Genomic DNA, 14,772 nt, shown 5'->3' with positions numbered 1-14,772 from the left:
GTCGGGGGCCGGAGGTGGTCCCATGGCCGCGAAAGATCAATTGGGCAGGCACGGCGAGCAACTGGCCGTGACCTATCTGACGGCGCGAGGCATGCGCGTCCTCGACCGGAACTGGCGCTGCGCCGACGGCGAGATCGACATCGTTGCCCGGGACGGGAACGCGCTGGTGGTCGTGGAGGTGAAGACCCGCTCCGGGCGCAGCCACGGCACGGCCTTCGAGGCGGTGACCGGCGACAAACTGCTGCGCCTGCGCGCGCTGGCCGGCCGGTGGCTGGCCGCGCACGCCGAGCGGTTCGACACGATACGGGTCGATGTGATCGCGCTGGAGAGGTTCGCGGGCGACTTCTCGCTCCGGCATGAACGCGGGGTGGTCTGAGGTGCCCGTCGCCCGGACCCACTGCGCCGGCATCGTGGGCGTCGCCGGACGCCTCGTGGAGGTCGAGGCCGACGTCGGCCGCGGCATAGCGGGAACGCACTTCATCGGGCTCCTCGACACCGCGATCAGCGAGGCCCGGGGGCGCGTGCGGTCCGCGTTGATCAACAGCGGGTTCGCCTGGCCGGACGCGCGGATCACCGTGAGCCTGTTCCCGGCCACCCTGCCCAAACGCGGATCGATCTTCGACCTGGCCATCGCGGTGGCCATCCTCGGCGCGGCCGGCGCGGTGCCCGCGCAGCGGATCGCGACGCCGGCGTTCCTCGGCGAGCTCGGTCTCGACGGGCGGGTGCGGCCTGTCAGGGGCGTGTTGCCCGCCGCGCTCGCCGCGGCCCAGACGGGTGTGGGCACCATCGTGGTGCCCGCGTTCAACGCCACCGAGGCCGCTCTGGTGCCCGGCCTCACGGTCGTTCCGGTCACCTCCCTCGGCGAGCTCGTGGGATGGCTGCGAGCGGGCGACCTGCGCCGGCTCCCGATGGTGGCGGACGCCGCGTCCCTGACGGGGGACGACGACCGCACGGAGGACGCATCCGGGCCCGACCTGTGCGACGTGGCCGGGCAGCCGATGGGCCGCAAGGCGCTGGAGGTGTGCGCCGCCGGAGGGCACAACCTGTGGATGCTGGGTCCCCCGGGAAGCGGCAAGACCATGCTCGCCGAGCGCCTGCCGACCCTGCTGCCTCCGCTGGACCAGGACAAGGCCCTGGAGGTGTCGGCCATCCACTCGGTGGCGGGCACGCTGCCGCCGGGACGCCCGCTGCTCACCCGGCCGCCCTTCATGGCCCCGCATCACAGCGCGACGATGGCGGCCGTCGTGGGTGGCGGGAGCGGCGGTGTCGTACGGCCCGGGGCGGTGTCGCTCGCGCATCGAGGCGTGCTCTTCCTCGACGAGGCGCCGGAGTTCGCGACCACCGTGCTCGACTCCCTGCGCCAGCCGCTCGAGTCGGGAAGGGTCACGATCTCCCGGGCCGTCGGCACGGTCACATTCCCCGCCCGGTTCATGCTGGTGCTGGCGGCCAACCCCTGCCCCTGCGGGCTTCAGGGCACCGGCGGGCATCCCTGCAGATGCACCCCCGCGGGCCGGCGCCGCTACCTCGACCGGCTCTCCGGGCCGCTGCTCGACCGCGTCGACGTCAAGGTGCGGATCGGCCGGGCCACCCGGGCCGAGTTGCTCGCCGACCGGCACTTCGTGGAGAACAGCGCGACCGTGGCCGAGCGGGTCCGGCAGGCCCGGGAGCGGGCCGCCCGAAGGCTTGCGGGCACTCCATGGCACACCAACGCCGAGGTGTCCTCGTCCGCGCTGCACCGCCGGTTCCGCCTGCCTGACACCGTCATGGCCCCGCTGCACCGGGGGCTCGACGTGGGCACGCTCAGCGCGCGCGGCCTCGACCGCGTGCTCCGGATCTCCTGGACGCTCGCGGACCTCGCGGGCGAAGACCGTCCGGGCCGCACCGAGACATCCGCGGCCCTCGCACTATGGCTCGGAGTGGACTGATGCGAGTGACCGACCCCTCGAAGAAGACCGAACGGCCCGGCGAGCCGGAGCGACCGGATGGAGCGGAACACCCAGGCAAGCTGGAACAGCCAGGCGGAGCGGAACAACCGGGCGGAGCGGAACAGCCGGGCGGGACAGGGCAACCGGGCGGAGCGGAGCAGCCGGACGAGTCGGCACGGCTGGCGCGGGTGGCTCTCATGCGCATGGCGGAGGCGGGTGACGCCGTGATGGGCCGCCTGATCGCCCGCCACGGCCCGCTGGACGCCATGGAGCAGGCGAGGCGGGGCCGGCTCGACCCCGGCTTCGTGCGTGAGGAGCGCGACCGCGGTGGTCCGTCGACCCGCCACGTGGACCTCGATCGGCATGCGGCCGCCTGGGCGGCCCGCTACAGAGATCCGGCCGCCGACCTCGCGGAGGGCCGGCGGCAGGGGGCGCGGCTCGTCGTCCCGGGCGACGCCGAGTGGCCCACCCAGCTCGATGATCTTGGGCATGTCAGGCCTTTCGGGCTCTGGGTGGACGGACCGGCGAACCTGCGTTTCTCCTGCCTGCGTTCGGTGTCGGTCGTCGGGGCCAGAGCCGCCACCGCGTACGGCACGACCGTGGCGGCCGAGTTCGCCATGAGCCTCGGCGGGCGAGGCTGGACCGTGATCAGCGGCGGCGCGTACGGGATCGACGGCGCGGCGCACCGGGGAGCACTGGCCTCCGGTTCGCCGACGATCGTCGTGCTGGCCTGCGGAACAGACGTCTGTTATCCCAGCGCGCACGAGGACCTCTTCCGCGTCGTGCGGGAGCGAGGGGTGATCCTCAGCGAGTGGCCACCGGGTGCGCACCCCACCCGGCTCCGCTTCCTCGTCCGCAACCGGGTGATCGCCGCCCTGTCCCGGGGAACGGTCGTCGTCCAGGCCGCCGCCCGCAGTGGGGCGCTCAACACGGCCTCCCACGCCTCAGGCCTGAACAGGCACCTGATGGCCGTGCCCGGTCCCGTCACCACCGAGGTCTCCGCAGGCTGCCACATCCTGATCCGGCAGGGCAGGGCCGTCTGCGTGACCTCCCCGGAGGAGGTCGTCGAATTGGTCGGCTCCATCGGGGACGACCTCGCCCCGGAGCGGCGCGGCCCCGTCCGGCCTCGCGACGGGCTGAACGAGGAGACCAGGCGCGTCCTGGAGGCGATCCCGGCGCGTGGCGCGGCGGGTCCCGCGGCGATCGCCGTCTCAGCCGGGGTGGACATCGGGACGGCGCTGGCCTGCCTCGGCGTCCTGGCCGCCGCGGGATTCGTCGAGAACGCCGACCGAGGTTGGCGGCTGCGGCCCGCCGCCCGAACCTGACAGGGCGCCTCGGCACTCCCCCACATCGCCCCGAGCGCGCGTAGGTTCACCTGTGTGGGCCGCCCGCGCGGCCCGCCGGCGCGACAAGGGTGGAGTGCGAGAGGGTATGGCGGCATGACAGCGGGCAAAGGGCGGGACCGGGGACGGTTCGACGTCGTGCTGGAGCAGTTCGAGCGGCATCTGCGCCTCGAACGGGACCTCTCTCCGCACACGGTGCGGGCCTACCTGGGCGACGTCACCGCGCTGATCACGCACCTGACGGCCGCCGGGCAGACGGATCTGTCCGGCCTGGACATCACCGGCCTGCGTGACTGGCTGGGCGACCAGCACCAGGCCGGGCGCTCCAGGGCCACGCTGGCCCGCCGGACGGCGTGTGCGCGGGTCTTCACCGCCTTCTGTCACCGCCGGGGGTGGCTGGCGAGCGACCCGGGTCTGCTTCTCGGCACCGCCAAGGCGGAGCGCCGGCTGCCCAAGGTGCTGGACCAGACCGAGGCCGAGGCCGTTCTCGACGCGCCCCAAGCGGACGAACCCAAGGACCTGCGCGATCGGGCCATGCTCGAACTGCTGTACGCCACAGGCATGCGGGTGAGCGAGTTGTGCGGCCTCGACGTCGACGACGTGGACCGGGACCGCAACACGGTCCGGGTGATGGGAAAGGGGCGCAGGGAGCGGACCGTCCCGTTCGGTCTGCCCGCGCTCCGGGCGCTCGACGCGTGGTGTGTGCGTGGCAGGCCCCTGTGGGTCCGCGAAGGGAGCGGCCCGGCGCTCTTCCTCGGCGTCCGGGGAGGTCGCGTCGACCAGGGCACCGTCCGGCGCGTCGTCCACGCCCGGCTGGCCCAGGTGGAGGGGGCACCCGACATGGGGCCCCACGGGCTCCGGCACACCGCCGCCACTCACCTGCTCGAAGGCGGGGCCGACCTCCGGTCCGTCCAGGAGCTGCTCGGACACGCCTCGCTGGCCACCACGCAGATCTACACCCACGTGTCGATCGAGCGGCTCCGGGCGGCCTACCGCCAGGCCCACCCCCGGGCCTGACGCTCGTCGTGCCGACCCTCGATCGGCCAACCCCGCCCTCCTTCAGCGCCCGGCCGAGCCACCCCCGGACTACTCCCGGGCCAGTCCGCAACGAGTCGTCCCCGTCGAACGCGAGCCGGCTACCGCAGCCTGACGTACGGTGCTGAAAAGAGACCCGGTGAGTGAGGCGGCGATGGACCAGGGCACCCGCGGCGAGCTCATCAGCCGGCTGGCCGAGGCGATCAGGTCCGTCACGGTCGGGCACCCGCTACGGGTCGCCATCGACGGCCCGCCCGCCTCCGGCAAGACCACGCTGGCCGACGAGCTCGCCGTCGTCCTGCGCGCGCAAGACCGCGACGTCATCCGCGCGACCATCGACGACTTTCTTCTCCCCCGTGCACAGCGCTACCGGCGCGGCCAGTACTCGGCCGAAGGCTGCTACTTCGACGCCCACGACCATGCCGCGCTGTGCCGGGTCCTGCTCGATCCACTGGGCCCAGGCGGAGACCGGAGGTTCCGACACGCCGTCTACGACAGAGACGCCGACGCCCCGACGTCCCCGCCGGCCACGAGCGCCCCGGCGGACGCCGTACTGCTCTTCGACGGCGTCTTCCTCCTGCGCCCGGAACTCATCGCCCGGTGGGACCTGCGCGTCTTCGTGTCCGTCCCATTCGAGACGACGGTGAATCGCGCCCGGGACCGGAGCACAGCGCTGGCGGGATCCACCGCCGACACCGCCGCAGTCGAACGGACCTGGCGCGGCCGCTACATCCCTTCCCAGCAGCTCTACTTCGCCACCGCCCGCCCCACCGAGCACGCCGACATCGTCGTGTACAACGACCAGCTCCAACGGCCGTCCTGGGAGGTCCGGCCACACTCATCGATACGCGGGATCTGACGATCGCTCGATGGGCCATCGGGGCAGGAGACGGACCTCCCCCTGACCGAAGAGGAGGAGCGGGTCGAGGTAGAGCCGGTCACGCAACGGGCCCCGGTCGCGCAGTAAGCCCGGGTCGCGCAACAAGCCCCAGTGCAGGCATGACACCGGGCAGTGCGCGGCGCCGTCCTCGATGACGCCGATGACCTGTCCGGCCACGACGACCTCACCGGGGCGTACCAGGGCGCGCACCGGCAGGTAGGTGGTGCGCAGCCCTCCGGCGTGCACGACCGTCACGACTCCCCGCCCGGCGACCCGCTCCGCCACTCCGGCCGTTCCCGGCCCCGCGGCCCTGACCTCCTCGCCGGGATCCGCCGCGAGGTCCACGCCCCGGTGCCCGGCGAGCCAGCGCTGTGCGGGCGGATCGAAGCGCCTGAGCGGCCGTGCCGGCCGGGAAAGCGGCCACATCCACCTGGGCGCGCCTCCGGGGAGCCGTATCCCCACGGGGCGGAACGGGCGGGGCGCCTTCGAGGACGCGGTGGCCTGGGACGGCTTCGGGGAGAGGTTCGGGGGAAGAACGGCGCCGGTGAGGCGGGCGGCGGCCGAGGGAGAGGCCGCAGCCGCGATCAGCAGGACGACGACGAGCGGACAAGTGACGAGACGCATGCGGCCAGGGTGCGCCGTACAGCCCCGCACCAGGCGGCCGAGCGCCGTTCTGTGGACAGGCACCCACGTGGAAGACAGCCGCCGCGCACGATCGGCCGCCGCACCGGATCGGCCGCCGTGCCGGGTCAGCCGCCGCCGGACGTGATCAGTTGGAGAAGCCTTCCTTCGGCATCTCGAGGTCCGGCTTGGCCAGTTCCTCGACGTTGACGTCCTTGAAGGTCACGACCCGCACGTTCTTCACGAAGCGGGCCGGGCGGTACATGTCCCAGACCCAGGCGTCCTGCATCTTGACGTCGAAGAAGACGTCGCCGTTCTCGGCGGTGCGCACGTCGAGATCGACGGAGTTGGTGAGATAGAAGCGCCGCTCGGTCTCGACCACGTAGGTGAACAGTCCGACCACATCGCGGTACTCCCGGTAGAGCTGCAACTCCATCTCGGTCTCGTACTTTTCGAGATCTTCGGCGCTCATCCCGGTCCTCCTCTTCCGCTCCCCGTCGAGATCCCCGTCGAGGTCCCCATCAAGATCGCCGGTCGAGACCGGCCCTCTTCAGAGGGCACCGGCCCCGACCTCATTCTCGCGCATGTCCCCATCCTGCCCCGTCCGCAGTCCCCGCGCCGGGACCGATGTCCCATGAGTCACCCTGGCCACCGTCACGAACGAGAACCGGTGCTGGGCGCACGGCCCGTGGCGGGCCAGCGCCCGTCTGTGGCCCGGCGTGACGTACCCCTTGTGCAGGGCGAAGCCGTACTGCGGGAAGGTCTCGTCGAGACCGTGCATCAGCCGGTCCCTGGTCACCTTCGCCACGATCGAGGCCGCCGCCACGCATGCCGCGACCTGGTCGCCCTTCCAGACGGCCAGCGACGGCGCGGGCAGCCCGGCCACCGGGAAGCCGTCCACGAGGACGTAACCGGGGACGAGCCCCAGCCCGGCGACGGCCCGCCGCATGCCGGAGACGTTGCACTTGTGCAGGCCGCGCTCGTCGATCTCCCCGGGCGGGATGACGACGACGCTCACGGCCCGTGCGGTCGCCACGATCCGCTCGTGGAGACGTTCGCGGACGGCCTCGGTGAGCAGCTTGGAATCGGCCAGCCCGTCGATCTCCCGCCCCAGCACGACCGCGGCGACCACCAGCGGTCCGGCGCAGGCGCCGCGCCCGGCCTCGTCCACCCCGGCGACCGGCGTGAAGCCCCGCCGGGCCAGGGCCCGCTCGTAGCCGTAGAGTCCGGAGTCCCGCCGTACGACACTCGGGCGCGGACGATAGGCAGCTGTCATGACGAGAAGCAGATTACGCCCCATTCGGGACCCGCGATACGGCCGAAACCGCCTCCCGCGGCAAAGCCGCAGGTGAGCTCAGTGAACGACCGAGAAAGTGTCGGGACGGGACAGGAACGAGATCCGGTTCAGCGGCCAGTAGCGCAGGAACGCGCGCCCGATGATGTCGTCCTCCGAGATCGTGCCCTGGTGTCCGTCGTCCATGTAGAAGCGCGAGTCGGCGGAGTTGTTCCGGTGGTCGCCCATCAGCCACACCCGTCCCTTGGGGACCTTCACGTCGAAGTCCCGGCCGGAGGGATAGACCCCTGGGTAGAGGTACTTGCCCTCCTCGTCCAGGGGCGTCCCGTTCACGGTGATGCGGCGCTTGTCGTCGCAGCACTTCACATGGTCACCGCCGACGCCGATCACCCGCTTGATCGTGTCCTCGCCGTCCCAGCCCTTGAAGACCACGATGTCGCCGCGCTGCACGGACCCCAGCTTGTACGCGAGCTTGTTGACCACGACGTAGTCGTTGATCAGCAGCGTGTTCTGCATCGACTCCGACGGGATGTAGAACGACTGCAGGAGGAACGTGTGGATCAGCAGGGCGGCGACCACTCCGCCGACCATGTACAGGAGGGTGTCCCGCAGGCCCGAGGCCTTCTTGGCGGGCGCGTCCTTCCCCGGTTCCCCCGGCCCGGTCTCAGTCGGCACCGTCCCCGCCGACCCGATGCCGGAGGGCACTGTCTCCGCCGGCACCGTCTCCGGGGGTCCGGCCACGGCCGGGTCCTCGTCGACGGGACGCACGGGCCTACCCGCGCCTAAGCGGCTCTCGTCGGCCTCGCTCACTTGCTCTCGCTCTCTCCTCCGGGCTCGCCACGTCCGCCCTACCGCCGCCGCCTCAGCCTGCGCCCGAACCCGCGGCCCACCGCGACCAGCGGCACGGCCCCGGCGAAGCCCGCCACGAACGGCGCGGCTCCGGCAGCGGCCGCCTGGAGGGCCGGCTGCCCGAACGTGTCCGGGATCGGAAGGATCTTCGCCCGGTCGAACGGCCAGACGATGACGAACGCGCGCCCGATCACCTTGTCGGCGGGGATCGTACCGCCGCCCGGATCACCGGTGTGCAGGCGGGAGTCCCAGGAGAGCGAGCGGTGGTCGCCCATGACCCACAGGCGGCCCGGCGGCACGGTCACCTCGAACGGCCGGTCCGACGGCGCGTTGCCCGGGTACAGGTACGACTTCTCGTCGAGCGGCACGCCGTTGACGGTGACACGGCCCTGGGCGTCGCAGCACTTGACCTTGTCTCCGGGCACGCCGATGACCCGCTTGATGTAGTCCTTCTCCCCCGGCACCATTCCGAAGGCCGTGCCGATCCAGCGCATGGCCCCGACGACGGGATTCGACGGCTCCTCTATCTGGACCTCGGGGTCCCAGGAGTCCACTCCGGAGAACACGACGACGTCACCGCGCGCGATGTCGCGTACGCGGTAGACGAGCTTGTTGACCAGGACCCGGTCGTTGATGAGGAGCGTGTTCTCCATCGATCCCGAGGGGATGTAGAACGCCTGGACCACGAAAGACTTGATCAGCAGGGCCAGAGCGAGAGCGACCACGATCAGAACGGGCAGCTCCCGCCAGAACGAGCCTTTCTTCTTGCCGTCCTCGGCGTTCTGCTTGACGTCTTCGGCGACCACGTCCACCCCGTCCTCGACAGGCGACTCGTGCCCGGCCCCTGTCCTCGCTAGCCAACGCTGCTGAGCCTAGATGATGTCCAGGACGGCGAGCGTCGAGGACACCGCATCCCCGGCCAAAAAGAAAGTGGCCCGCACCTGAGGCGCGGACCACCATCCCCAAGGCCCTACTTGGCGGCCGGCAGCGCCTCGCGCTTCTCGCGGATGCGGGCGGCCTTTCCGCGCAGGTCACGCATGTAGTACAGCTTGGCCCTGCGGACGTCACCGCGGGTGACCAGAGTGATCTTCTCGATCACCGGGCTGTGGACCGGGAAGGTGCGCTCGACGCCGACGCCGTAGCTGACCTTGCGGACCGTGAACGTCTCACGGATGCCGCCGCCCTGACGGCGCAGGACGAACCCCTTGAACACCTGGATACGGGACCGGTTGCCCTCGACGACGCGGACGTGAACCTCCAGCGTGTCACCCGGGCGGAAGTCCGGTACGTCGCTGCGCAGGGCAGCCTTCTCGAGCTCCTGGATCTGCGTGTGCATGGCGGCGGTTCCTCATTGACATGAGCACGCGGAGGTCCACCCGGCCGGGCCACGGCTCGGCATCGAGGGGGACACGCGCGCTTGGCTTGATACGTCTTGTCTGCCACGTCTCGACCGGGGCTCACCCGGACATGCCGAAGGAGGCAGCAGCGATTCAGTCTGCCACATCTTCCGGCGCTTCGCGAAACGCGGCACCCGGCGCGCCCTCCGGCGCGGCGGCGGACCGGCGTTCCCCGAACTCCTCGACGACCCGCCGGTCGTGCTTGTCGAGGCTCTCCGGGTCGAACCTGGCGGCCAGTTCCGGCCTGCGCTCCAGCGTGCGGCGCAGCGCCTCGTCCCGCCGCCACCGGGCGATCCTGCCGTGATGGCCCGACAGGAGGACCTCGGGCACCTCGTGCCCCCGCCACACGGGTGGTTTCGTGTAGACGGGGCCTTCCAGCAGGTTGGCCATCGCACCGGGGGCGAAGGAGTCGTCGGCCACCGACCGCGCGTTGCCGAGGACCCCCGGCAGCAGCCTGCCCACGGCCTCGACCATCACCAGGACGGCGGCCTCTCCCCCGGCCAGGACGTAGTCGCCGATGCTCACCTCGTCGGCCCGCAGGCGGGCGCCGTACTCCGCCACCACCCGGGAGTCGATGCCCTCGTACCGGGCGGGCGCGAACAGCAGCCACGGCTCCTTGGCGTACTCCAGCGCCACTTCCTGGGTGAACGGCCGTCCGCTCGGCGTGGGCACGATCAGCCGGGGCAGCGTGTCCTCGCCGGAGACGGCGCGTCCCTCGCCGATCACGGCGTCGACGGCCGCGCCCCAGATCTCCGGTTTCATCACCATGCCGGGGCCCCCGCCGTACGGCGTGTCGTCCACCGTCTTGTGGACGTCCTGGGTCCAGTCGCGGAGTTGGTGCAGGTGGATGTCCAGGATGCCGCGCTCGCGCGCCTTGCCCATCAGGGAGACGTCGAGCGGGGCGAAGTACTCCGGGAAGATCGAGATGATGTCGACGCGCACGCGGCCGCTCCTACTCCGCCTCGGTGTCGAGCAGTCCTGGCGGAGGGTCGACGACCAGGATCCCCTTCCCGAGGTCGATCTCGGGTACGAGCGCCTTGACGAACGGGATGTACGCGTCGTCGCGGGACGGCCGGGTCACCACGAGAAGGTCCTGGCCGTGGTGGAGGACGTCGGCCACCTCGCCGACACGTTCTCCCCCGGTCGTCACGACCGTCAGGCCGATGAGCTCGTGGTCGTGGAACTCGTCGGGGTCCGCCAGCGGCGGCAGGTCCGCCGAGTCGACGACGAGCAGGGTGCCGCGCAGCGCCTCGGCGGCGTCGCGGTCCGCCACGCCCTCGATGGTCAGCAGCAGGATGTCCTTGTGCCACCGGGACCGCTCGACGGTCACCGGGCCGGCCGAGGCCGGTTCGGTGGCGAGCGTCGTACCCGGGGCGAAACGCGAATCCGGGTCGTCGGTGCGCACCTCGACCGTGACCTCGCCCCGCACGCCGTGCGGACGGCCGATCCTGCCCACGACTAGCTGCACGTGCCGCCTACCTCCGCAACAATCCTTCTTCGTCACTTTCAGCCCGGGAAACCCGCACCGGGAGGCCCGTCCCGAGGCGTCACCGCATCCCGCGGACCACCCTCGGAAAGCCCCGGAGGACCCCGGAAAACACACCGGGGGACCCCGGTGCGGGGTCCCCCGGGCGCGAGTATCGCCGCCAGAGCCGGCTCAGCGCGCCTCTTCAAGGTCGACCAGGTCGATCCGCACGTACTTGCCGTCCGACAGCGCGTTGACGACGGTGCGCAACGCTCTGGCCGTACGGCCGCCACGGCCGATCACCTTGCCGAGGTCGTCGGGGTGCACCCGGACCTCGAGAACGCGCCCGGTGCGAATGCGCCGGGCGCGGACCCGGACGTCGTCCGGGTGCTCGACGATGCCCTTGACCAGGTGTTCGAGGGCTTCCTCGAGCACCTCAGGCCTCGCCTTCCGGCTTCTCCTCCGCGGCCGGGGCCTCGGCGGTCTCTTCGGCCTTCACGGGCTTCCTGGCCTTCTTCGGCGTGGTGGCGGCGGCGCCGGTGTCGCCCGACAGCGACTCCCGGGCCGCGGCCTCGTACGCCGCGTGCCGGTCGGGCTTGGGCTCGGCGACCTGGAGCGGCGTGGCGGGGGCGGGCTCGCCCTTGAACTTCTGCCAGTCGCCGGTCAGCTTGAAGATCTTGAGGACCGGGTCGGTCGGCTGCGCGCCGACGCTCAGCCAGTACTGCGCCCGCTCGGAGTTCACCTCGATGCGCGAGGGGTTCTCCTTCGGGTGGTAGAGGCCGATCTCCTCGATCGCACGGCCGTCCCGCTTGCTCCGGGCGTCGGCGATGACGATGCGGTACTGCGGGTTGCGGATCATTCCGAGCCGCTTGAGCTTGATCTTGACTGCCACGGGTGTGGTCTCTCCTGCATTAGAGCGTGGGTGAGCGGTGTCTCGTCGAGTGGGGCACGACGGGAGCCCGCTCGAGGGACAGACGCGGCCGGCGGAGGTGAGAGGGCATCCGCCTGGTCACGATGTTCCAGCCTGACATTCTGCCAGATGATTGCGCATGCTCGGGCAACGACGGCCCCGCCGCCGTCCCCGTTTTCCCCGCCACCCGGCAATGGCAGCCCGAAGAAGGACCACCCGGAGAAGGACCCGGAGAGGCCGCGCCGGAGTCAGGGAGACGCGCGTCCACGTGAAAGGGCGTCCGATCACGCGAACTGACCGGCGGCATCGGCCGTCCAACAGGCATGCGAGCAATCACGAGCAGGGCCGGCGTCGCGGCGGCGGCCATCCTGCTGTCCACCGGCTGCGCCCTGTCCACCGGCCACGCCGCGCCCCCGGCCGCCACCGGGGCGTCGGCCGCCGGCACAGGCGGAGACACGGGTACGGTCTCCACCGTCCCGGCAGGCACCGCCGCCCTGACACCGGCGGCGGCTCGCGGCACCGTCCGCGCGGCCTCCGCCTCCATCGCCTCCACCGCTTCCACGGCCTCCGCCGCGAAGGGGCCCGCTCGGTGCCGTACGACGGGACTGCGGGCCCGCGTCGGACGGCAGGACCCGGGGGCGGGCAACCGCTACGCGCCGCTCGTCCTGACCAACGCCTCGGGCCGGACCTGCTGGGTCTACGGCTTCGTCGGGCTCGTCCTGATCGACGGCCGGGGCGACGTGCTGCGCACCCGCACCCGGCGCGAGAGCGTGACGCCGCACCGGGTCACGCTGCGGCCCGGCGCGAGCGCGCACGCGCGGCTCCACTGGACGGTGGTGCCGACCGACCACGAGACCCGGTGCCCCGTCTCGGCCCGGCTGATGATCATTCCGCCGGACGAGGTGGCGCACCTGGAGGTCCCGTTCACCGCCTCGATCTGCGACGACGGCAGGATCGACGCCAGGCCGATGTCTCCCGGCTCCGGCCTCTGACCCGCGCTCGTTACTTCTGGCCGGGCAGCTTGAGCTTGGAGGGGTCGAAGCCGGGCGGAAGCTCCAGGCCGGGAGGCAGCTGACCGCCGTTCCCGAGGTTGCCGAGCAGGCCCTTGGGCAGCTTCGGCTCGGCCGAGCCGTCCGACGACGCGTTCGCCCCGGCCTTGCCGAGCGCGGCCTTGCGGGGGTCGCCGCTGACGCGGCGGCCCTTCTTGGCCTTCTGCGCCTTCTGCTTGCGCCCTCCGGGCATCCCCGGGATGCCCATGCCCTGGGTCATCCGCTTCATCATCTTCTGTGCCTCGAAGAACCGGACGACCAGGTTGTTCACCTCGGTGACCGTCACTCCGGAGCCCTTGGCGATGCGCGCCCGGCGGGAGCCGTTGATGATCTTCGGGTCCTGCCGCTCGCCCGGGGTCATCGAGCGGATGATGGCGGCGACGCGGTCCAGGTCGCGGTCGTCGACCTGGTTGAGCTGCTCGCGCATCTGGCCCATGCCCGGCATCATGCCGAGGAGGTTCTTGATGGGCCCCATACGGCGGACCATCATCATCTGCTCGAGGAAGTCGTCCAGGGTGAAGCCGTCGCCGGAGACGAGCTTGCCCGCCATCTTGGCGGCCTCCTGCTCGTCGAACGTCTTCTGCGCCTGCTCGATCAGGGTGAGGATGTCACCCATGTCGAGGATCCGGCCGGCCATCCGGTCGGGGTGGAAGGCGTCGAAGTCCTCAAGCTTCTCGCCGGTGCTGGCGAACATGATCGGCCGGCCGGTGACGTGCCGCACCGACAGGGCCGCGCCGCCGCGGGCGTCGCCGTCGAGCTTGGTCAGCACGACGCCGTCGAAGCCGACGCCCTCCATGAACGCGCCGGCGGTGCTCACGGCGTCCTGGCCGATCATCGCGTCCAGCACGAACAGGACCTCGTCCGGCGTGACCGCGTCGCGGATGTCGGCGGCCTGCTTCATCAGCTCCTGGTCGATGCCGAGGCGGCCGGCGGTGTCGACGATGACCACGTCGTGCTGCTGGCGCCGCGCGTGGTCCACCGACTGCCGCGCCACCGCGACCGGGTCGCCCACGCCGTTGCCGGGCTCGGGGGCGTACACCGCCACCCCGGCCCGCTCGGCCATGACGGCGAGCTGCTGCACGGCGTTGGGTCGCTGCAGGTCGCAGGCCACGAGCAGCGGGGCGTGCCCCTGGTCGCGCAGCCACTTGGCGAGCTTGCCGGCGAGGGTCGTCTTACCCGAGCCCTGGAGACCGGCCAGCATGATCACGGTCGGCGGGTTCTTGGCGAAGCGGAGCCGCCGCGTCTCACCGCCGAGCACATCGATCAGCTCGTCGTTGACGATCTTCACGACCTGCTGGGCGGGGTTCAGCGCCTGGGAGACCTCGGCGCCGCGGGCCCGCTCCTTGATCCGGGCCACGAAGTCCTTCACGACCGGCAGCGCGACGTCCGCCTCAAGAAGCGCGATACGGATCTCGCGGCAGGTCGCGTCGATGTCGGCGTCGGAAAGCCTGCCTTTGGACCGAAGGGAGGAGAAGACCGAAGTCAGCCGGTCGGAAAGCGTCTCGAACACGTGTTTGGCCAGCCTCGAAGCGAGTGGACGGGTCGGTGAACCATCAGTCTCCCCAGACTATCCGCCCGTACGGCGTTCACGCCCGCGCCGCCAAGGTGAGATCGCAGGACGGCGGCGTCCGGGGTCGTCAACGGAGCGCGCCGACGTGCGACGTCAGGGCGTGCTCGACGAGCCTGATCAGGGTGCTCTTCACCGACTCCCGGTCCCGGGCGTCCGTACGGACGATCGGAATCCCGGGTGAGATCGTGAGCGCCTCCCGCAGCTCGTCGTCCGAATGGGTGTGCTGCCCGTCGAAGCCGTTGACGCCGACGACGAACGGCAGCCGCGCCTCCTCGAAGTAGTCCACCGCGGGAAAACTGTCGGCCAGCCGCCGGGTGTCGACCAGCACCACCGCACCGATCGCCCCCCGCACCAGGTCATCCCACATGAACCAGAACCGATGCTGACCCGGCGTACCGAACAGATAAAGAATCAGATCCCGGTCCAGCGACACC

At 71.4% G+C, this 14,772-nt stretch carries 18 protein-coding genes; 6 read left to right on the top strand and 12 right to left on the bottom strand.

Translation table 11 applies throughout. The features are described 5' to 3' along the window. Positions 1-22: 22 nt before the first annotated feature. From HHX40_RS33810 to HHX40_RS33790, 5 genes are all read left to right on the top strand, one after another. Entirely contained in the window at positions 23-376 is a 354-nt protein-coding gene (locus HHX40_RS33810) for a YraN family protein (RefSeq protein ID WP_117409805.1), read from the top strand. 1 nt (position 377) lies between these two features. Next, entirely contained in the window at positions 378-1,925 is a 1,548-nt protein-coding gene (locus tag HHX40_RS33805; RefSeq protein WP_182883817.1) for a YifB family Mg chelatase-like AAA ATPase, read from the top strand. Further along, positions 1,925-3,250, top strand: a complete 1,326-nt coding sequence (gene dprA / locus HHX40_RS33800) for a DNA-processing protein DprA (protein WP_220499912.1) — start codon at positions 1,925-1,927, stop codon at positions 3,248-3,250. Before HHX40_RS33805 ends, dprA begins: the two co-directional genes overlap by 1 nt. Before the next feature lie 114 nt (positions 3,251-3,364). Next, positions 3,365-4,285, top strand: a complete 921-nt coding sequence (locus tag HHX40_RS33795) for a tyrosine recombinase XerC (protein ID WP_182883815.1) — start codon at positions 3,365-3,367, stop codon at positions 4,283-4,285. Positions 4,286-4,442: 157 nt separating this feature from the next. Continuing rightward, positions 4,443-5,162 (top strand): cytidylate kinase family protein, encoded by a 720-nt coding sequence (locus HHX40_RS33790; RefSeq protein ID WP_220499911.1) that lies wholly within the window; start codon positions 4,443-4,445, stop codon positions 5,160-5,162. Here HHX40_RS33790 and HHX40_RS33785 read toward each other — a convergent pair. The 10 genes from HHX40_RS33785 to rpsP form a co-directional block, all read right to left on the bottom strand. After that, complete coding sequence (locus tag HHX40_RS33785) at positions 5,142-5,807, bottom strand: M23 family metallopeptidase (protein ID WP_182883814.1); 666 nt, start codon at positions 5,805-5,807, stop codon at positions 5,142-5,144. The two genes, HHX40_RS33790 and HHX40_RS33785, sit on opposite strands and share 21 nt — an antisense overlap. Before the next feature lie 145 nt (positions 5,808-5,952). Then, the gene (locus tag HHX40_RS33780) at positions 5,953-6,276 is read right to left on the bottom strand and encodes a DUF2469 domain-containing protein (protein WP_012888569.1); all 324 of its coding nucleotides are present in this window, start codon (positions 6,274-6,276) and stop codon (positions 5,953-5,955) included. Between the two features lie 78 nt (positions 6,277-6,354). After that, positions 6,355-7,080, bottom strand: coding sequence for a ribonuclease HII (locus HHX40_RS33775; RefSeq protein WP_182883813.1), 726 nt, complete (start codon positions 7,078-7,080; stop codon positions 6,355-6,357). A 78-nt stretch (positions 7,081-7,158) separates the two neighbouring features. Next, a complete protein-coding gene (lepB, locus tag HHX40_RS33770; protein ID WP_310738394.1) occupies positions 7,159-7,866 on the bottom strand; it encodes a signal peptidase I in 708 nt (235 codons plus the stop codon). A gap of 80 nt (positions 7,867-7,946) precedes the next feature. After that, the gene (gene lepB, locus HHX40_RS33765; protein ID WP_117409799.1) at positions 7,947-8,759 is read right to left on the bottom strand and encodes a signal peptidase I; all 813 of its coding nucleotides are present in this window, start codon (positions 8,757-8,759) and stop codon (positions 7,947-7,949) included. Between the two features lie 158 nt (positions 8,760-8,917). Continuing rightward, positions 8,918-9,283, bottom strand: coding sequence for a 50S ribosomal protein L19 (rplS, locus tag HHX40_RS33760; protein ID WP_117409798.1), 366 nt, complete (start codon positions 9,281-9,283; stop codon positions 8,918-8,920). A gap of 154 nt (positions 9,284-9,437) precedes the next feature. After that, on the bottom strand, positions 9,438-10,286 hold the full coding sequence (gene trmD / locus HHX40_RS33755) for a tRNA (guanosine(37)-N1)-methyltransferase TrmD (RefSeq protein WP_182883812.1): 849 nt from the start codon (positions 10,284-10,286) through the stop codon (positions 9,438-9,440). A gap of 10 nt (positions 10,287-10,296) precedes the next feature. After that, positions 10,297-10,812, bottom strand: coding sequence for a ribosome maturation factor RimM (gene rimM / locus HHX40_RS33750; protein ID WP_138463261.1), 516 nt, complete (start codon positions 10,810-10,812; stop codon positions 10,297-10,299). 189 nt (positions 10,813-11,001) lie between these two features. After that, positions 11,002-11,244, bottom strand: coding sequence for an RNA-binding protein (locus HHX40_RS33745; RefSeq protein ID WP_117409795.1), 243 nt, complete (start codon positions 11,242-11,244; stop codon positions 11,002-11,004). A gap of 1 nt (position 11,245) precedes the next feature. Then, positions 11,246-11,701, bottom strand: coding sequence for a 30S ribosomal protein S16 (rpsP, locus tag HHX40_RS33740; protein WP_117409794.1), 456 nt, complete (start codon positions 11,699-11,701; stop codon positions 11,246-11,248). A gap of 341 nt (positions 11,702-12,042) precedes the next feature. Between rpsP and HHX40_RS33735 the strand changes: the two genes are divergently transcribed. Then, the gene (locus HHX40_RS33735) at positions 12,043-12,711 is read left to right on the top strand and encodes a DUF4232 domain-containing protein (protein WP_182883811.1); all 669 of its coding nucleotides are present in this window, start codon (positions 12,043-12,045) and stop codon (positions 12,709-12,711) included. Positions 12,712-12,721: 10 nt separating this feature from the next. Here the strand turns inward: HHX40_RS33735 and ffh are convergent, their stop codons facing one another. Continuing rightward, positions 12,722-14,278 carry a signal recognition particle protein gene (ffh, locus tag HHX40_RS33730; protein ID WP_182883810.1) on the bottom strand — a complete coding sequence of 519 codons (1,557 nt, stop codon included), beginning with the start codon at positions 14,276-14,278 and terminating at the stop codon, positions 12,722-12,724. A 127-nt stretch (positions 14,279-14,405) separates the two neighbouring features. Further along, on the bottom strand, positions 14,406-14,772 hold a 367-nt coding region (locus HHX40_RS33725), incomplete at its 5' end, for a GTP-binding protein (RefSeq protein ID WP_182883809.1).

This window comes from Microbispora sp. H10949, from assembly GCF_014161435.1.
In the GTDB taxonomy this organism is placed as follows: domain Bacteria; phylum Actinomycetota; class Actinomycetes; order Streptosporangiales; family Streptosporangiaceae; genus Microbispora; species Microbispora triticiradicis.
Note: the sequence above shows the minus strand (reverse complement) of the source record. Positions and strands in the feature narration are given on the sequence as shown.